This is a genomic window from Pseudomonas khavaziana (genome assembly GCF_019145205.1).
GTDB lineage: Bacteria > Pseudomonadota > Gammaproteobacteria > Pseudomonadales > Pseudomonadaceae > Aquipseudomonas > Aquipseudomonas khavaziana.
This window is the reverse complement of the sequence record NZ_JAHSTT010000017.1, coordinates 1-17,352: the sequence shown is the minus strand read 5'-3', so window position 1 is coordinate 17,352 and position 17,352 is coordinate 1. Positions and strand designations below refer to the sequence as shown.

Annotated in this window: 16 protein-coding genes; 8 read left to right on the top strand and 8 right to left on the bottom strand. The window is 60.0% G+C overall.

All coding sequences use genetic code 11. The features are described from left to right. Positions 1-136: 136 nt before the first annotated feature. A complete protein-coding gene (locus tag KVH01_RS26540) occupies positions 137-1,555 on the top strand; it encodes a short-chain fatty acid transporter (RefSeq protein WP_217883483.1) in 1,419 nt (472 codons plus the stop codon). Between the two features lie 38 nt (positions 1,556-1,593). On the opposite strand, the gene KVH01_RS26535 is transcribed toward KVH01_RS26540, so the two are convergent. Both KVH01_RS26535 and KVH01_RS26530 read right to left on the bottom strand, forming a co-directional pair. Further along, the gene (locus tag KVH01_RS26535) at positions 1,594-1,923 is read right to left on the bottom strand and encodes a HepT-like ribonuclease domain-containing protein (protein WP_217883482.1); all 330 of its coding nucleotides are present in this window, start codon (positions 1,921-1,923) and stop codon (positions 1,594-1,596) included. Continuing rightward, positions 1,920-2,210: a nucleotidyltransferase family protein gene (locus KVH01_RS26530; protein WP_217883481.1), complete on the bottom strand. Its 291-nt coding sequence runs from the start codon at positions 2,208-2,210 to the stop codon at positions 1,920-1,922. Before KVH01_RS26530 ends, KVH01_RS26535 begins: the two co-directional genes overlap by 4 nt. Positions 2,211-2,367: 157 nt before the next feature. Here KVH01_RS26530 and acpA point away from each other — a divergent pair, with 157 nt between their 5' ends. From acpA to KVH01_RS26515, 3 genes are all read left to right on the top strand, one after another. Beyond that, positions 2,368-4,068, top strand: coding sequence for an acid phosphatase (gene acpA, locus KVH01_RS26525; protein WP_217883480.1), 1,701 nt, complete (start codon positions 2,368-2,370; stop codon positions 4,066-4,068). A 119-nt stretch (positions 4,069-4,187) separates the two neighbouring features. After that, complete coding sequence (locus KVH01_RS26520; RefSeq protein WP_217883479.1) at positions 4,188-5,357, top strand: hypothetical protein; 1,170 nt, start codon at positions 4,188-4,190, stop codon at positions 5,355-5,357. A 139-nt stretch (positions 5,358-5,496) separates the two neighbouring features. Further along, the gene (locus tag KVH01_RS26515; protein ID WP_217883478.1) at positions 5,497-6,021 is read left to right on the top strand and encodes an SET domain-containing protein-lysine N-methyltransferase; all 525 of its coding nucleotides are present in this window, start codon (positions 5,497-5,499) and stop codon (positions 6,019-6,021) included. Here KVH01_RS26515 and can read toward each other — a convergent pair. After that, positions 6,018-6,662: a carbonate dehydratase gene (can, locus tag KVH01_RS26510; RefSeq protein WP_046070813.1), complete on the bottom strand. Its 645-nt coding sequence runs from the start codon at positions 6,660-6,662 to the stop codon at positions 6,018-6,020. The genes KVH01_RS26515 and can overlap by 4 nt on opposite strands. A 139-nt stretch (positions 6,663-6,801) precedes the next feature. Here can and KVH01_RS26505 point away from each other — a divergent pair, with 139 nt between their 5' ends. Further along, on the top strand, positions 6,802-7,206 hold the full coding sequence (locus KVH01_RS26505; protein ID WP_043050867.1) for a hypothetical protein: 405 nt from the start codon (positions 6,802-6,804) through the stop codon (positions 7,204-7,206). A gap of 119 nt (positions 7,207-7,325) precedes the next feature. Here KVH01_RS26505 and rimI read toward each other — a convergent pair whose 3' ends face one another. Continuing rightward, positions 7,326-7,778 carry a ribosomal protein S18-alanine N-acetyltransferase gene (rimI, locus tag KVH01_RS26500; protein ID WP_003188286.1) on the bottom strand — a complete coding sequence of 151 codons (453 nt, stop codon included), beginning with the start codon at positions 7,776-7,778 and terminating at the stop codon, positions 7,326-7,328. Next, positions 7,771-8,517 carry an energy transducer TonB gene (locus KVH01_RS26495; protein ID WP_217883543.1) on the bottom strand — a complete coding sequence of 249 codons (747 nt, stop codon included), beginning with the start codon at positions 8,515-8,517 and terminating at the stop codon, positions 7,771-7,773. The genes rimI and KVH01_RS26495 overlap by 8 nt, the downstream gene beginning before the upstream one ends. A 186-nt stretch (positions 8,518-8,703) precedes the next feature. Between KVH01_RS26495 and mksB the strand changes: the two genes are divergently transcribed. Genes mksB through mksF form a run of 3 tightly spaced genes read left to right on the top strand, consistent with a single transcriptional unit; the run spans position 8,704 to position 13,515 of the window. Continuing rightward, a complete protein-coding gene (mksB, locus tag KVH01_RS26490) occupies positions 8,704-9,981 on the top strand; it encodes an Mks condensin complex protein MksB (RefSeq protein WP_057024816.1) in 1,278 nt (425 codons plus the stop codon). Continuing rightward, positions 9,971-10,678: an Mks condensin complex protein MksE gene (mksE, locus tag KVH01_RS26485; RefSeq protein ID WP_217883477.1), complete on the top strand. Its 708-nt coding sequence runs from the start codon at positions 9,971-9,973 to the stop codon at positions 10,676-10,678. The genes mksB and mksE overlap by 11 nt, the downstream gene beginning before the upstream one ends. Further along, positions 10,675-13,515: an Mks condensin complex protein MksF gene (mksF, locus tag KVH01_RS26480; protein ID WP_217883476.1), complete on the top strand. Its 2,841-nt coding sequence runs from the start codon at positions 10,675-10,677 to the stop codon at positions 13,513-13,515. Before mksE ends, mksF begins: the two co-directional genes overlap by 4 nt. 167 nt (positions 13,516-13,682) lie before the next feature. On the opposite strand, the gene KVH01_RS26475 is transcribed toward mksF, so the two are convergent. The 3 genes from KVH01_RS26475 to KVH01_RS26465 are packed head-to-tail and all read right to left on the bottom strand — an operon-like array spanning position 13,683 to position 17,248. Further along, entirely contained in the window at positions 13,683-15,986 is a 2,304-nt protein-coding gene (locus KVH01_RS26475) for a PqiB family protein (RefSeq protein WP_217883475.1), read from the bottom strand. Further along, a complete protein-coding gene (locus tag KVH01_RS26470) occupies positions 15,979-16,602 on the bottom strand; it encodes a paraquat-inducible protein A (protein ID WP_217883474.1) in 624 nt (207 codons plus the stop codon). Before KVH01_RS26470 ends, KVH01_RS26475 begins: the two co-directional genes overlap by 8 nt. Beyond that, positions 16,589-17,248: a paraquat-inducible protein A gene (locus KVH01_RS26465; RefSeq protein WP_217883473.1), complete on the bottom strand. Its 660-nt coding sequence runs from the start codon at positions 17,246-17,248 to the stop codon at positions 16,589-16,591. The genes KVH01_RS26470 and KVH01_RS26465 overlap by 14 nt, the downstream gene beginning before the upstream one ends. Positions 17,249-17,352: the final 104 nt, after the last annotated feature.

Below are 17,352 nucleotides of genomic sequence, written 5' to 3'. Positions count from 1 at the left end.
CATTGATGGCAATCGCGACGGATATATTTGTTTTACTCATCGATCGTTGAAGATAACTACATTCCCAAATCAATGGGTGTAGAGGAACATGCCGTAAAACTGCCAAAACCCATAATAACTACAAGAGGAAAGACTCGTGGCCGATGCTATCGAAGACAGCCGCTATGCCCAATTTGCCCTGCGCTGCTCCAACTTTGCAGAGCGCTGGTTCCCGGACTCCTGGGTGTTTGCCGCCCTCGCCGTGATCATCGTCGCCGTGGCGACCCTGGGCATGGGCGCCGCCCCGGCCGAAGCGGCCAAGGCGTTCGGCGACGGATTCTGGAGCCTGATCCCGTTCACCATGCAGATGGCCTTTGTGGTGATCGGCGGTTATGTGGTCGCCAGTTCACCGCCCGCAGTGAAGTTGATCGACCGCTTGGCGCGCATCCCCAAGAACGGCCGCTCGGCGGTGGCCTGGGTTGCATTGATTTCCATGGTGGCCTCCCTGCTCAACTGGGGGCTGTCCCTGGTGTTCGGCGGTTTGCTGGTGCGGGCCTTGGCCCGGCGTACGGATTTGCGCATGGACTACCGCGCCGCCGGCGCTGCGGCGTACCTGGGCCTGGGTGCCGTGTGGGCGTTGGGGCTGTCGTCGTCGGCCGCGCAATTACAGGCCAACCCGGCCAGCTTGCCGCCGTCGATCCTGTCGATCACGGGGATGATCCCGTTCACCGAAACCATCTTCCTATGGCAATCCGGCGTACTGTTGCTGGCGCTGATCGTGGTGTCGCTGATCATCGCCTACGCCACCGCGCCTGGCCCCAACAGCGCCCGCGATGCCAAGGCCTGCGGTGTCGACCCGGCCTTCAACCTGCCCAAGCCACAGGCTCCGACGCGCCCGGGCGAATGGCTGGAACACAGCCCGTTGCTGACCATTCTGCTGGCCTTGCTGGCGGCCGGCTGGCTGTTCCATGAGTTCTCGACCAAGCCGGCGATCAGCGCCATTTCGGGGCTCAACACTTATAACTTCCTGTTCATCATGGTCGGCGCGCTGCTGCACTGGCGCCCGCGCAGCTTCCTCGATGCCGTGGCCCGTGCGGTACCGACCACCACCGGCGTGCTGATCCAGTTCCCACTGTATGGCTCGATTGCCGCGCTGATGACCGTGGTCAAGGGCGGCGACGGCCAGACCCTGGCCCACCATATCTCGACGTTTTTCACCTCCATCGCCTCCCACGACACCTATGCGCTGCTGATGGGCGTGTACTCGGCGGTGCTGGGTTTCTTCATCCCATCGGGCGGCGGCAAGTGGATCATCGAAGCGCCTTATGTGATGCAGGTGGCCAATGACCTGCAATACCACCTGGGCTGGGCAGTGCAGATCTACAACGCGGCCGAGGCGCTGCCGAACTTGATCAACCCGTTCTATATGCTGCCGCTCTTGGGGGTATTGGGGTTGAAGGCACGGGATTTGATCGGGTTTTCGTTTGTGCAGTTGCTGGTGCACACACCGTTGGTGCTGTTTTTGTTGTGGGCGTTGGGGACGACGTTGAAGTATTTGCCGCCGGTTATGCCATAAGTCACGGGGGACCGCGCCTGCTGTTACAGTAGGTGTGGTCATGGTTTTGTAGGAAGACGCGCTAATAGATCAGGCAATGCGCTCTGTATCGTGTCCCAGACAACATCAAGGTTGATATCGAAGTAACCGTGAGCGATACGGTTGCGCATCCCCCGCATATTGCGCCAAGGAATGTGTGAATGGCCCGCAGCGAAGTCCGGATACTGGTCCATGATTTTAGTCGACGCTTCACCAATTATGATCACGGCTCGTTGTGTTCGTCTGTCCTCCAAAAAATCGTCTTTACTCAACCCCTCGACAAACGTCATAGCGTCAGTGGCCGCTTGCCCTATGTGCTCGAGATAATCCCCTAAGCGATTTTCTGTCATACAGGACGGGCCTCAGCCAACACCTTAGCGCGAAACTTCAAAGGCAAGTCGCCAGGCGTCAACAGGTCGACATTGACGCCTAACAAGTCCTCAAGCTCGACCTGCAACCCGCCAAGATCAAAAAGAGTTGTTCCCGGCGGCGCATCAACCAGCAAATCAAGATTACTGCCTTCTTGGTCGGTACCCGCTAATACAGACCCAAATATTCTTGGGTTTGATATTTGGAACCGTCCAATCACCTCTCTGACAGCTGCTCGTTGTAGATCAAGTGCAGTTGAAGGTTTCACGACTCACCTCGGTGATGTGCATTAGAAGCTCAGTCTAGCAGCGCTTACTCTGTGTAGACACGCCCCACCCATCACTTGTGTGCCTTCGTTCCGTCACATTCCATTGCTACCGTCCTGCGAAATATCTTGCAACATCTCGCCAAGGACTCTGCCTGCAATGAGTGACGAACACGAAGACCGCCCCTCCCCCGATTCAGCCACTCCACCGCCGGTAGACACCAGCCGCCGGCGCTTCCTTGGCGGTGCGGCGGTGTTGGGGGTCGGTGCGACCTTGAGTGCCTGCGGCAATACCAGCGAAGCACCCAGTACGCCGGTACCTCGACCACTTACGCCTCAAGAGTTGGACAAGGCGTTGCACGACCAGGTGAAGACCGTGGTGGTGGTCTATGCCGAGAACCGCAGCTTCAACAACCTGTTTGCCGATTTCCCAGGATTGGAGAAACCGCTTTCAGCGTTATCCGCCACGGACTTCCAGCAGCGTGACCGCGATGGCAGTGTACTGACCACCCTGCCGCCCACGTGGGGCGGTGTGTTGCAAGTCGGCCCGCAAACCGTGGATGGGGTGACCTATCCCAGCGAAGTGCAATTCCAGCAAAACCTGCCCAACGCGCCGTTCGCTCTCAAGGGTCCTAGCGCCGAAGACCTGCCATTGAGCCTGGTGACCCGCGACTTGTGGCATGTGTTCTATCAGAACCAGATGCAGATCAACGGCGGCAAAAACGACGGTTTTGTCGCCTGGGGCGATTCCGGTGGCCTGGTCATGGGCCATTATGCCCAGAGCCGTTATTCCTTGCGCCTGTGGGACGTGGCCAAGGAGTTTGTACTCTGCGATAACTTCTTCCAGGGCGCATTTGGTGGCTCGTTCCTGAATCATCAATACCTGATCAGCGCCACGGCGCCGTTCTATCCTGATGCCGCACAGTCGGTGGCCAAGGCACAGATCGCCACGCTGCAAAGCGATGACCCGACCGACACGCGCCTCAAGCCTTTGGACAAGTCCCCCGCCAGTGCCATGACCGGCCCGCCGCAATTCGGCCCCAGTGCGCTGACACCGGATGGTTACGGGGTGAACACCCTCGCCCCTCCGTATTGGCCCACTTGGATTCGCGACCCGGAAAATCCGGACTATTCCAAACCAGACCTGCCCAACGTACTGGTGCCGCAAACCCACGAGCACATTGGCGACAAGCTCTCGAAAAAGAACGTCGACTGGGCCTGGTACGCCGGCGCGTGGCAAGCCACTTTGGAGCAGTTCAAGGATTCCGGCGGCATCCCCAAGATTCCGAACTTCCAGTATCACCACCAGCCGTTCAACTACTTCAAGCAGCAAGGTCCGCAAAACCGCGCTGAACGTGACAAGCGCCTGCGTGACGGTGGCTTGGGCGATGAGTCGACGACCAACAAGTTCTTCGCCGATGCCCAGGCTGGCAAGCTGCCTGCCGTGAGTTTCTACAAGCCCCAGGGCAATCTGAACATGCACGCCGGCTATGCCGATATCGCCTCCGGCGACCGCCATATCGCCCGCGCCTTGAAGGTGCTGCAAGAAAGCCCGCAGTGGAAAAACATGGTAGTGGTGGTCACCGTCGATGAAAACGGTGGCTGGTGGGACCATGTGGCGCCGCCCAAGGGTGACCGCTGGGGCCCGGGCACGCGGGTGCCGGCCCTGGTGGTGTCGCCGTTTGCGCGCAAAGGCACGGTGGACCATACGGTGTATGACACGGCATCCATCCTGCGCCTGATCACCCGGGTGTTCCAATTGGAGACCCTGGACGGCCTCAAGCAGCGTGACGAAGCGATGATCGCTCGCGGCCAGCAACCCATGGGCGACCTGACCAACGCTTTGCAATTTCATCCGTAGGGGCTTATCCAATAACGACATGCCTGGCGATTTAACACGCGCATTTCCTGATCAGCCGCTACTGTGTGCAAGTGGGCTTTCATCCCGCGCAGACGGGCTTCGCTGACAAGGAACCAACTATGTTTAAACCGACCAGGCTGTCCTTCACCCTGGCCGCGCTGCTGGCGAGTGCGGTCGTACAGGCCGACATCGAGGTGCCACTGGGCAGTACGCAGCGTGTCACCCAGCTGTTTGCGTTCCCCAATAATTGCAATGTGATCTGCTTTCGGCCGTGGACGCTGGAACAGACCGCCGAGCACTATCTAAACCAGAGCCTGCAGCGTGACGGTTACAGCCGGGCCAAGGTCAGCGTGAAAACTCACGATGGCCAGGTCGCGGCGACCTTCAGCGGCGTACCGGATACCTACGGCCAATCCTTGACCTCCTTGCTCAACACTGCGGACCTGGCTTATCAAGGCGCCAGCCAACTCAATAGCGACGGCAAGTGGGCTTATAACTGGTATTTGTTCATGCCGCTGGGCATGGCCCTGGAGAACCGCAAGAGCATCGAACTTCTGCACTTCCCACCGGATTACTCGCTTACCCAGGCCCAGGACTACCTGGAGTCGGCCACCACTGACCGCTGGGCGGCGCTGCTCACCGACAACGGTATCCCGGCCAGCGAAACGCCGGCCTACCAGACCATCATCGATATCGCCCCCATCGCCGCGCCGTCCAATGCAGGTAAAGACCTGGAAAAAGTCTATAGCTATTTCACCGATTACCAGACTCGCATGGTCAAGGAACTGAGCCTGCGCGCCAACGGCTCGCTGCCGATGGTGGCATTCGGCGCGCCGGTGCGCAGCTGGATCAAGCAACAATACGGCCAGAATGTGGGCGTGCTGGAACTGGCACAAATCAGCCCGGCAGCCGGCAAAAACGTATCCGTGCTGGGCGCCAACCACCCCAGCTACATCTGGTATGCGGCGGACCCGGCAAGCTATGACGGCGATGAACAAAAGGCCGACGACGCCGGGTTGAAAGTGATGGGCCAGGATTTGAGCGTAGCCTGCTGGCAGGCCGGCATGGGCCAGAAACCCGCCAGCGATGCGAACGTGTTACTCAAGGCGTGCATGAACACCTGGCAAGTCACACGCAAGGAGCAGACCTGTGAGTTGTTCTACACCTCGGTGCGCCACCTGACGCCGGAGCAGGCCAATGCCAAGTGCGCTACACCGTCTATCAAAGCGCAGTTGAAACAGCTGAAAAATGTCGCCCCAGTGCCCACTATCATGGCGCCTGTGCTTTAACGCGAACAAACCGTCTCTACTGTCAAGATTGACAGTAGATATCGGGTCCAACTTCGGCGAATCTTAGGCCGCGCCCATTTGCTGCAAGACTGGCACTCAGGTAACACCCGCAGGTCCATGCAGTCCGTTCAGGAGAGTGATGAAAACTCAAGCCATGGATAAGGCTAAAACCGCGGTGAGCAGCTGCCTGTATCCCTTCAAGACGCTGCTCGTGGAGCAAGGATACCCCTCCACCGAGCACTTCCAGATCAAGCGAGGCGCCCATGGGAAGACGGCCGGTGTCATGGCGCGCATTGCCTTTGACAGCCGCGTGCGCATTGCCCAGGTTTCAGGCTATGCCGTCAGCGAGCGACGCACGCGTACGTTGCAGCTCTCGCCACGTATCCACTTGTACGATTGTTGGTTCTGCGGCCTGCTGCAGCACTCCTGCAACCCGAACGTGTTCCTGGACACCACGTACCTGGAGCTATGGACGGTGCAACCCATCCTCGCCGGTAGCCTGCTGACCCTTGATTACGCCATGACCGAAGACGCGCTGGCCCGACAGTTCGCTTGCCATTGCGGCGAGCTGAACTGCCGGGGTTGGATCACCGGCAGCAAGGAACCGCTGAACGCCGAAGGCCAGGTTTTCATGGCCTGGTGGCGCGAACACAAGCGGTCTTAGGCTTCGCCCAGCGGACGTAGGCGGTACTGCGGCGGGAGCTGCTCGAAACCACTGATGGTGGTGTTCAAGCTCTTCCAGCGGCCATCCTTGATGCCATAGATGCAGCCATGGATCGACAGGCTCTGCCCACGGTGCCAGGCATTTTGCACAATGCTGGTGTGACCGACATTGGCCACCTGCTGGATCACATTGAGTTCGCACATGCGGTCGACACGTTCTTCTTCCGTCGGCAACTGAGCGAGCAAGTCGCGATTCTCATAGTAGAGATCGCGAATAGTGCGCAGCCAGCCGTCGATCAGGCCGAACTGGCGGTCCTGCATCGATGCACGCACGCCGCCACAGCCATAGTGGCCGGTAACGAGGATGTGCTTGACCTTGAGCACGTCGACGGCGTACTGGATCACCGACAGGCAATTGAGGTCGGTATGCAGCACCACGTTGGCGACGTTGCGGTGCACGAACAGGTCACCTGGCAACATGCCGACGATCTCGTTGGCCGGTACACGGGCATCGGAACAGCCGATCCACAAGTATTCCGGAGTCTGCTGGCGGGCGAGCTTGGCGAAGAATTCGGGATCTTCCTGTTTGATCGCATCCGCCCAGCGTTCGTTGTTATCAAGCAGGTCTTGTAGTTCGTTCATCAGGGAAAGCCTCAGGAATGATGCGCAGTTTTGTGACTGACAACCCCTCGTTCAGGTCACGCCGAGTGCGAATTAGCTTGAATCTTTAGGGAGCCATGCCTGTCCACACACTATAAGCCCCACAGTATGAGGATTGGCCATGACTGAATCACGACGTCCCTACGGCGCAACGCAGCCGGAACCTATTGATGATAACGAAGACCGCATGGGTGAAATGCGCGAGCTGGATTTTGACCAGCAAGACCAGACCGCAGAAATCGGCGACGAGTTGCCTCGCCGTGAGCGCGATCTTTTAATGCCCGATGAACGGGTGCGCGAAGCCGGGCTTACCGGGGCTTCGACGGATGATCATGAATCGACCGATGATGATATGAGCCCGGAGACCCTGATCCATGAAGATGGCGCACGGGATGCCCGAGAAGCAGGTGAAGATGACCCGGCGGATTTTGACCTGAGTATCGTCGACGAGGATGAAATAGGCGGCGGCAATGGCCTGGATGAGGCCGAGCTGGCCGATATTGACCCTGTAGACGGTAACCGCTGAAAAAACGCGGTTCAACATGTGGGAGGGGGCTTGCTCCCGATGGCGGTGTGTCAGGCACTTAATAAGCCACTGACCCATTGCTATCGGGAGCAAGCCCCCTCCCACATTGCTCTGTTTGTTCAGTCGACCAGGGTGCAGGCCATGACGACAGCGTCTTCGCGGCCACCGACAGCCGGGTAATAATCCCGGCGGCGACCGATCTCGTTGAAGCCATAGCGCTCATACAACCGGAACGCCCCAGTATTGCTATCACGCACTTCCAGGAAACATTCCCGGGCATTGGCGGCATAGGCGCGGGACATCAGGTGTTCCAGCAGCGCCAAACCCAACCCGCGCCCCTGGTTTTCCGGTTTAACGGTGATATTCAGCAGGTGCGCTTCATCGAGAATGATCTGCACCACCCCATGGCCCACCTGCTGCTCGCCTTCGAACATCAGCCAGATCTGGTACTTGCCCAGCCCATCGAGGAAGATCCCCCGGGTCCAGGGGTGGCTGAACGCCGCATATTCGATTTTCAGCACGGCGTCGAGGTCGGCCTCGGTCATCGGGCGGAAGGATAAAGCCTCACTCATCAGTTGTTTTCCAGCGCGCCATCAGCCGGCGCATGGCTTGCCAGACATCAGCCTTACGCTGTGGCTCTTCCATTAATAATTCCAGGCCCGGCAGGGCCCACACCGAGCCCAGGCTGTCGACCTGCAGTTCGCGGTACCAGGACTCGGCATTGGCCTCGCCGGCAAACCGCACGGCGGGCAGGCCGATCAGCCATAGGCACACGCAGGGTTCGTCTTCCAGGCGCGCCGAGACAAAACCCTGGACGAAATCCCGTGCAGCCTCGGGGCCCTGGTCCATGGTGCCGCGCACCAGCAGCGGCCAGCGCACCGGCTCACCGATGATTTGCGGGCTGTCGGGCAGGCCGGCTGCGCGCAGCATGTCCTTGAGCAGAAGGTAGGCGGGGTCGCGTGACTGGAAACGCTCGCCGGTGGGCAGTTCCACCAGCAAGAGGCAACGCCCGGCCCGCAGCAATTGCAAGGCAAAGCGTGGCGGCGGCACTACCGGCGCCTTGACTACCGGGGCTGCCTCTTCGGCGACCTTGACCGCCTTGGTCACCGGCGAAGGGCGTGGCACTTCGATCTTGGCCCGTTCGACTGCAGGGCGCGTCTCGGGGGCAGGTTTGACCACTGCCACGGGCGCAGCCGCTTCCTCTCCCGAAGTCTCGAACACCTCATAGGGTTCGAGCGCCTGCAACAACTCGGGCCGCGACGGCGCGGCAAACGGCAGTTCGGTGCGGGGCAGCCAGTTGACCACCTGCATGGCGGTCAAGTAAGCGCGACGTCGGGACTCGATAAGCACAGCTCGGCCACTTGTGGATAAGTAAAGAACGGGATTCTACCGCTGTTCGGTCACAATCGCCCACTGCGCACTGACCGGCTGTGGATAAATCCCGCGCCTGATGCAGTACAATCGCGACTTTTAATCGCCAACCAGCCGGCCATTCCCATGATCGAACCCAAGCGCGTCCTGCGCGCCCTCGCCGAACACTGGGCCTTACTCGAGCCTCTGTGCGAACACTTCGACCAAGGCACACTGAGCCTTGCCGAGCTGCGCGCACAATTGGCCGCCCAACAACTGGACAGCACGCCCCAGGACATCACCAGCCTGCTGGACGTGTGGATTCGCCTGGATATCCTGGTGCCTGTGGCCAAGAGCCCGAACCGTTTCGAGCTCAACGCGCAGATCCACGATTTCCTGGCTTATCTGCGCAAGGAGCACCGACTTGGCCTGTGCCTGGAAATCGAAGCCTACCTGCGCCACCTCGAGCGTCTGGCCGGTTATATCCAGGACGCCTTCGACATCCGCGACGGCCACGACCTGGCACGGCAACTGCGCCTGCTGGACATGCGCGTACGCGATGTGCTGAAAAAGCTCGCCAACGACGAACAGGCCCTCGCCGCCGTGGCCGACCGCGCCAAGACCAGCGACCGCCAGATTCCGTTGCGCCAGCGCTACGCCGAGGTCTTGGCGACCTGGGACGAATACGTCGAGCCGATGATCCAGCTGGTGAACGCCGACGGTGCCTTCGAGCAAGGCGTGCGCAAGGTCGAGAACGTGCTGCTGCGCATGCTTACCGAACAACAGCGTCTCGGCCACCTGGTGGACGACGACATGCTGCTGCGCACCCACGCGCGCATCCTCGAAATGCAGACCAGCGCCCAGTTGACCTTGCGTCATGCACGGGAGCTGCTGTTGCCGCTGCGCGAAGAAGCGCGCCGGCACAACGCCGTGACCCGTGGCGCGGCACTGGCCCTGTCGGCGATTCGCCGCAAAGGCCTGGACGCGGTGCCGCAGGCTGCGATGCCGATGTTTACCCGACCACAAAGCACCTTCCTGGGCAGTGCCAGCCAGGTCGAGGCTTATGTGTATGCCTTGGCGAATTTCGAACCGAAACCGGCGCGTTTTCCCAAGGCGCACAAATCCCACAAGGGCGAAGCCCAACGCGCGCCGCGTACGGTCAAGGAAATGCTCGAGCGCTGCGAAGACGCACTGCCGATGCCCGACCTGATGACCTGGCTGCTGGAGCAGGAACCGGACGGCGCCACCGACGAATTGCTGTACTGGTTTTCGCGCCTGTCCCGGGAGAAACGCTTCAAGCGCGAACGCCTGGAACGTCGCGATTATCACACCCACGAGCACCAGGTCAGCCTGCGCTCCTTCGCCCTGCTCCCGGCCGGCAGCGACGCCACCGAGAATTCTGCGAGCACGCCTTATGCATCTTGATCTATCCGAACTGTCCCAGCTGGCGCCGATCTTTCGCGAGCTGTTCAAGGGTTACCACGTCAGCCGCCGTGATCCGGAGCTGTACGCGCAACTGTCGAACTTCCAGGACCAGTACCGCACGCTGTTCAAGGCCCTGGGCTTCGAGCTGGTCTGCGATACCCGCGGTTTCTATTACTTCGTGCCGGATTCCGCCATTGCCAGCGCGCAGGTCAACAAGACCGCCCAGCGCCTGGCCTTGTTTACCTTCATCCTCGTCGAGCATCTGGCCGATCAGGGCCGCGACCCGATTGCCGTGCTCGACGGCGGCAGCCTGGGCCGCGATGAATTGCCTTCGCTGCTGGAGAAGTACCGCGACCTGTTTATCCAGGCCGAGGTGCAGACCCAGGAAGAGCTCGAAGAAAAAATCATGCGCCGCATGACCCAACTGGGTTTTGCCAGCGAAGACAATGGCATCTACCGCTTCCTGCCGCCGATGCACCGTTTCCTCGACGTGTGCCTCTCCGTGCAGCAAGACCGCGACCTTGCCGCCAGCGTACACAGCGTATTGCCGCTGCCGGCACCGGTGATTATCGACGAAGACAGCGATGAGAAACTGCTGAAGACCGATGACCCGCTGGACCTGAGCGCCTTCACTGAAGAAAGCGAAGAAGATGCCCTGGCCCGTGCCATTGCCGAAGAACAGGAGACCGACGCATGAGTAAGGAACGCTACGGCATCCGCCGCTTCGCCCTATTGAACACCGCCGGTTACAGCCTGGGCTTGTTCCCGCTGGAAGAGCCGCTGTCGGTGTATGGCGCCAACAACCTGGGTAAATCCGCCTCGATCAATGCCTTGCAGTTCCCGATCCTGGCGCGCATGTCGGACATGAGTTTTGGCAAATACACCCTGGAACAATCGCGGCGCTTCTACTTTGCCACCGACACCAGCTACATCCTGGTGGAGGTCTCCCTGCCCCACGGCCCGCACGTCATCGGTGTGGTCGGGCGTGGGCCAGGCGGCGGTTTCGGTCACCAGTTCTTTGCCTATGCCGGCAAGCTGGACCTGGCCCACTACCAGAAAAACGACACCTGCCTGCGCCAGAAAGAATTGTTCACCAACCTTGAGCGCGAGGGTCTCAAAGCCTACGAACTCAAGCCTGATGAACTGCGGCGCTTGCTGGTGGGCGGCCATACATCTATCCCGCTGGACCTGACCCTGATCCCGCTGCGCTCCACCAGCGAACAGAGCCTGAAGACTTTCCGTGCGCTGTTTATCAACCTTCTGCACATGCGCGAAATCACGGCGGCCAAGCTCAAGCAACTGTTCCTTGATGCCTTCGAGCACAGTCTGCGTTCCGGCAGTGTCGACTACATCGCAGCGTGCGAAGAAGCCTTCCGCGATGTGAGGCGCATGGAGCAGGACTACAACTCGCTGGTGGCTGCCGGCCCGTTGGTTGAAGCCTTGGCCAATGGCGTGAAACAGCGCGACGCCTTGCGCGGCAAACTGCATCGCCTGTCGCCGCTGCTGGATTCATTGCTGGGCACCTGGTCGGACTACGCCAGTGCGCGCAAGGAAGAGCTGACCATCCAGGCCGAACACTACCGCAACGAACAGGATGCGCTGCAGAACGACCAGCGCGGCGGCACCCAGGAACTGATGCGCCTGGAACGGGAAATCAGTGGCATCCAGCGTTGGTTGGGCGAATTGTCGGTGCTCAAGCATCGCTTCGCGCTGGTGAATGACGTCAAGGTGCTGGAGCAGCAATTGCTGGCCGCTAAGGATGCCCACGATGAACTGGCGGGCGCCCTGGCGCAGTCGCGGCAGTTCAGCGCCGAGGACCTGGACGAGCGCCTGCGCGACCTGGAAAAACGTTTGAAGTCGGTCAAGCAGCAGCTTGATCACGCCGACAACAACAGCTACGCCAAGCTGCGCGAAGAATTCTCGCAGCAGGATGTCGAGCGCCTGATGCGCCTGTTCAACAGTTCGTTGTTCAGCCTGCCGCTGGGTGAGCATGGCATCACGCTGGACGAGGACGGCCAGTGGGTCAAATCCCTGGAACAGATCCTCGATGGTTTCAAGGGCGAACGCTTTGAAGTGCCGGGGCTGTCCATCGATATCTCGCACATCGAGCCTCCGGCCTTGCAGGCCCTGGCGGATCGCGCCGCGTTGCGTGACCAGAAAGAGCGCCTGGAAAAAGAACTCAAGCAACTGAAAACCCAGCAGGCCGTGGCGTCCGACCGCGCCGCGAGCAAGACCCAGACCGAAGCGCTGTACCAGCAGGTACTGGACGCCCAGAAGGCCTTGGAAGACTTCCGTCGCACCCAGACCCTGAGTGCCGAAGAAGGCGAGAAGCTCGAACAACTGGCGCAGATGGAAGCCGCCCAGGACGAGTTGAAGCGCTCCAGCGATGCGTTTACCGAGCGCGTGCAACAACTGTCGGCCAAGCTGCAATTGGTCGGCCGCCAGATCGGCGACATGGAAGCCAAGCAACGCACGCTGGATGACGCGCTGCGTCGTCGCCAGCTGTTGCCGGCAGACCTGCCGTTTGGCACACCATTCATGGACCCGGTCGACGATTCCATGGACAACCTGCTGCCGCTGCTCAATGACTATCAGGACAGCTGGCAGGGCTTGCTGCGCGCCGATGGCCAGATCGAAGCGCTGTATGCCCAGGTACGCCTCAAGGGGGTGGCCAAGTTCGACAGTGAGGATGACGTCGAACGTCGCCTGCAACTGCTGATCAACGCCTATGCGCACCGTACCGACGAGGCGCTGACCCTCGGCAAGGCACGGCGTGCGGCGGTCACCGATATTGCTCGGACCCTGCGCAACATCCGCAGCGACTACGACAGCCTGGAACACCAGCTGGCGCTGTTCAACCGCGAGATCAACAAGCGCCAGGTCTCCAACCTGCAAAGCTTCCGCATCGTGTTGGCGCCGAACAAGGAAGCCCTCAAGCATATCGACCAGATCATTCACAGTGCCGGCCAGTATGAAGAAGGCGAGACGCTGTCGGTGTTCGACCTCAGCCAGACCGCCGAGCAGGACAACAAGAACGAAGAGGCCAAGGAATACCTGGCACGCCTGGTGGCTGCCAATCATAACCAGTTGGGCCTCAAGGACCTGTTCGAGCTGGCGTTCGAGATCACCAAGGTGCATGGCCAGCCGGTAATTCATACCGACATCGACGGTGCGGCTTCCAACGGCACCACCATGACCATCAAGGCGCTGACCAACATGTACTTGTTGTTGCACCTGATGGACCGCGACCAGGCCGGCCGCGTGCGTTTGCCGTACTACCTCGACGAAGCGGCGGACATCGATGAGAAGAACCAGGCGGCATTGCTGGAAACCAGCCTGCAACTGGGCTTCGTGCCGATCCTGGCGAGTGTGAAGCCGCAGGTGTCCGCCCAGGTGGCGATCGACCTCGAGGGCGGCAGCGGGCCGAACGGAATCTACATCGATGAGGCGGACTGGAAGTACATCCGTCGCCATGATGTGGTGAAGGCGACAGTGAATGTGCAGGCGGACGAGCCGGAGCTGGATGAGGTCTGACGTGTTGCGCTGAAATGCAAAAAGGCCGCGATCTTATGGATCGCGGCCTTTTTTTAGCTTTGCAGTGATTTTGAGGGCCTCATCGGGGGCAAGCCCCCTCTCACACTCTGATTTGTGAATACAGTCAAAATGTGGGAGGGGGCTTGCCCCGATGGACGCGCCTCGGTCTATTTACCCAGCGGGATCTTAGGCGCCCACGTCAGCCACTCATCTTCAAACTTGTCGAACAGTGGGAACGTCTGCTGCGGCCGTGCGGGGTTGCCCATGCGCTCGCCATCAGGCGTGGCAAAGGCGATCCCGCCGGCCACCAACGTCTCCAGGGACTCGGTGCGCACCGTCGCACCTTTGAACAGGCCGAAGTCGAGCCCGAAGCCGCTGGTGTTCCAGAAGCGGCTGCCACTGCGTACCAGTGGCGCGTATTTGGGTTCGATCAGGATGTGCACCAGCACACGGTCGGCGGTTTGGCCCAACTCATAGCCGGTAACTTTGCCCACGGTGACTTCACGGTAGGTGACCGGCACGCCTTCCTTCAACGAACCACGGCGAGCGGCGCTGAGTGTCAGGCTCAGGCCCGCTGCCTGATGCACTGCTTCAGGTGGCTGGGCCAGGGCGACAAAACTCTTCTGCGGGCCGGCATTTTTCGTCGCCGGTTGCACCTCGATGTATTGGCCGGTGACCAGGGTTTCCAGGTTGGCCGTCTTCATCAGCCCCAGTTCAGGCTTGACCACCCAGAACTGGCTACCAGAACGAGCGATGCGATCCGCCACCTGGGTGATACGCGCTTTGAGCAGCACCGATTGCATGTCCGCACTGAGATCGACGCTCTCGATCTTGCCCACATCCAGGCCCTTGAAGCGTATCGGCGTGCCTGGGCTAAGGCCGTCGGCGCGGTCGACCTTGATGGTCACCAGGGTCCCGTGCTGGTTGGCGGCTTCACGGTCAGCAAACAGACGGAAGCGCGGGATGCGGCGTTTGAGCGGCGCATTCGGTTCCGGCGTTTCGAAGGCGATACCGCCCGCCATCAGGCTGGCCAGGGATTCACTCTTGACCTGGATGCCGCCGGTAAGCCCGCCGGTAAGGGTGACACCGCTGGCGTTCCAGAAGCGCGTGGAGCCGTTGACCAGGCTTTCATACTCTTTCTCGATATGAACTCCGATCACCAATTGCTTCTTCTTGCGCGAAAATTGGTAGCTCTGCACCGAGCCGACCTTGACCTGCTTGTACAGAATCGGGCTGCCGACATCCAGCGAGCCCAGGCTGTCGGTGAGCAACACCATATGCAGGCCCGGGGAGCGCAGGTCCAGCGGCGGTGCCTTGGCGCGGGCCACGTATTCCCGCTGGGGCGGCGTACCTTTGTCACCCGGACGGATGGCGATGTAGTTGCCTTTGACCAGTGCCTCCAGGCCAGTGATACCAGCCAGGGAGATGGACGGCTTGACCACCCAGAATTGCGTGTCCTGAACCAGGTAGTCTTCGGCCAGTGGGTCGAGGGTCAACTCGGCGCTGGCGCTGGACAGGTCCGGGTCGATCTTCAGGGTTTTCAGGCTGCCGACCTGAATGCCCTTGTACATGACCGGAGTCCGGCCGGCTTGCAGGCCTTCGAAGTCGGTGAGCTTGACCTTGACCTTGATACCCGCTGCGGCAGCATCGAAATCTTCGTATAGGCGGAACGGCAGGCTCGGGTCGGTGGGCGGGCTGTCTTTGCGATTCTCCGGCGTGGCGAAGGCGATACCGCCGGCGACAATGCTGGACAGCGATTCGCTGCGCACTTTCACCCCGGAGAGGTTGGCGTCGATGCTGATGCCGCTGGCGTTCCAGAAGCGCGTGTGTTTGCGCACGAGATTGGCGTAGGTCGGTTCGATGTAGACCTTGATCTCAACAGTGCTCTGGTCTTCAGACAGCAGGTAGCTTTTGACCTGGCCGACCTGGATCTGCTTGTAGAACACCGGGCTGCCGCGGTTCAGCGAGCCCAGGCGGTCGGCCTTGAGGGTCAGGTGCAAGCCGGGCTTGGCATCGGATAACGGCGGTTCTTCGGAGAGTGCCTTGAATTTGCGCGTGGGCTCGCCATCGCCTGGGCTGGCTGCGATGTAGTTACCCGAGACAAGAGTCTCCAGGCCAGTGATGCCGGCCAGGCTGACGCTGGGCTTGACCAACCAGAAGCGGGTGTTGGTCTTGAGGTATTGCTCGACATCCTTATTCATCTCGATGGTAGCAATCACCCCGCGATTGCTGCCCTCGTCATCCAGGGCCAAGGCTTTGACCTTGCCTACGGTCATGCCTTTGTAGACCACTTCGGTTTTGTTGACCTGGATACCTTCGCCGCTCTCGAAGCGAACCTGGATCTCGATGCCTTGCTGGGAATAGGCACGCCATCCCAGCCAGCCGCCGATGATCAGGGCAATCAGGGGCAACACCCAAATGGCCGACCAATTGGAGGCTGGGCGGGTTTTAGCTTTAGGCAATTCACTCATGGTCGTCGTCCGACTCCGTGTTATCCCAAATCAGTCGGGGATCGAAAGTTACTGCGGCAAGCATCGTCAAGATCACCACACTGGCGAATGCTGCAGCACCGAGATTGGCCTCGACACTGGCAAGTCGCCCAAAGTTAACGACCGCCACCAGGATGGCGATCACGAAGATATCCAGCATGGACCAGCGGCCAATGAATTCGATAAAGCGGTACATCACAATGCGTTGTTGCGCGGACAGCGGTTGGTGACGCTGCACCGAGAACAGTAGCAGGCCGATGCCTACCAACTTGAACGTCGGCACCAGAATACTGGCGATGAATACCACGGCGGCGATGGGAAACATCCCGTGCTGCACCAGCTGGATCACACCGGCCATGATGGTACTGGGATCGCCTTGGCCGAGGGAGTTCACGGTCATGATTGGTAACAAGTTGGCGGGGATATATAGAATCGCCGCGGTTACCAGTAATGCCCAAGTACGTGGAAGGCTGTTGGGACGCCGCGCATGGATCAACGCACCGCAACGGGTGCAGAGTTGCTCGTCGGCATCCGCTTCTTGTTTGTTCAATTCATGGCATTCGGTACACACCAGAATGCCTGCATCAATCGCCCGCATGATCATCCTCTCCTGAGAGTGCTCGCCAGACCTGGTGGGGCGACATCACCACCTCCAGCAGTACTTGAACCATTAATAGACTGATGAAACAGGCCAGGCCCAGGCCCACCGTAATAGAAGCCATGTCGGCAAGTTTTACGATTGCCACCAGCACGCCCATCAAGTAGACCTCCAACATCCCCCAATCCTTCATGTGGTGGTAGATGCGGTACAGCAGCAGCCCATAGCTGCGGCCGGTCCGCCAGCGAATGCTGAGCAGCACGGCTAATTGGCAGAGCAGCTTGAGCAAGGGAATGCCCATGCTGCACAGGAACACCACTACGGCAACGCTTTGCATGCCGGAATCGAACAGGCCGACGACGCCGCTCCATACAGTGTCCTCTGAGGTCTGTCCGAGCAGATTGAGCTGCATGATGGGCAGAAAGTTCGCAGGGACGTACAGCAGTAGGGCTGCGAGCACCAAGGCCAGGCTTCGCTCGACGACATTGTGGCGATGAGCGTACAGCTCGTAACCACAACGCGGGCATTGGGCTTTTTCGCCGCGGGCGAGCGTTGGCTTGCGCATCAGCAAGTCGCACTCATGGCATGCCACCAGGTCGTCCAGTGGTAAGTCTGACGCCTCAATGGCATCAACCGGATCGGGCATAGATAGGGCTCTGACTCTAAAAATGGTTAGGTGGCTATTCTAGTGGTCTGGTTCAGAAATAACTGTGCAATTTTGTCGGGGCTGGGTGGGAGGGAATGTAAGGC

Bases quoted from the DNA above. Each gene is read 5' to 3' on its own strand.
- KVH01_RS26470 (WP_217883474.1), bottom strand. From the start codon at position 16,602: ATGCGGGCGATTGATGCAGGCATTCTGGTGTGTACCGAATGCCATGAA.
- KVH01_RS26515 (WP_217883478.1), top strand. From the start codon at position 5,497: ATGAAAACTCAAGCCATGGATAAGGCTAAAACCGCGGTGAGCAGCTGC.
- rimI (WP_003188286.1), bottom strand. From the start codon at position 7,778: ATGAGTGAGGCTTTATCCTTCCGCCCGATGACCGAGGCCGACCTCGAC.
- acpA (WP_217883480.1), top strand. From the start codon at position 2,368: ATGAGTGACGAACACGAAGACCGCCCCTCCCCCGATTCAGCCACTCCA.
- KVH01_RS26505 (WP_043050867.1), top strand. From the start codon at position 6,802: ATGACTGAATCACGACGTCCCTACGGCGCAACGCAGCCGGAACCTATT.
- KVH01_RS26465 (WP_217883473.1), bottom strand. From the start codon at position 17,248: ATGCCCGATCCGGTTGATGCCATTGAGGCGTCAGACTTACCACTGGAC.
- mksF (WP_217883476.1), top strand. From the start codon at position 10,675: ATGAGTAAGGAACGCTACGGCATCCGCCGCTTCGCCCTATTGAACACC.
- KVH01_RS26475 (WP_217883475.1), bottom strand. From the start codon at position 15,986: ATGAGTGAATTGCCTAAAGCTAAAACCCGCCCAGCCTCCAATTGGTCG.
- mksB (WP_057024816.1), top strand. From the start codon at position 8,704: ATGATCGAACCCAAGCGCGTCCTGCGCGCCCTCGCCGAACACTGGGCC.
- KVH01_RS26535 (WP_217883482.1), bottom strand. From the start codon at position 1,923: ATGACAGAAAATCGCTTAGGGGATTATCTCGAGCACATAGGGCAAGCG.
- mksE (WP_217883477.1), top strand. From the start codon at position 9,971: ATGCATCTTGATCTATCCGAACTGTCCCAGCTGGCGCCGATCTTTCGC.
- KVH01_RS26520 (WP_217883479.1), top strand. From the start codon at position 4,188: ATGTTTAAACCGACCAGGCTGTCCTTCACCCTGGCCGCGCTGCTGGCG.
- can (WP_046070813.1), bottom strand. From the start codon at position 6,662: ATGAACGAACTACAAGACCTGCTTGATAACAACGAACGCTGGGCGGAT.
- KVH01_RS26495 (WP_217883543.1), bottom strand. From the start codon at position 8,517: ATGCAGGTGGTCAACTGGCTGCCCCGCACCGAACTGCCGTTTGCCGCG.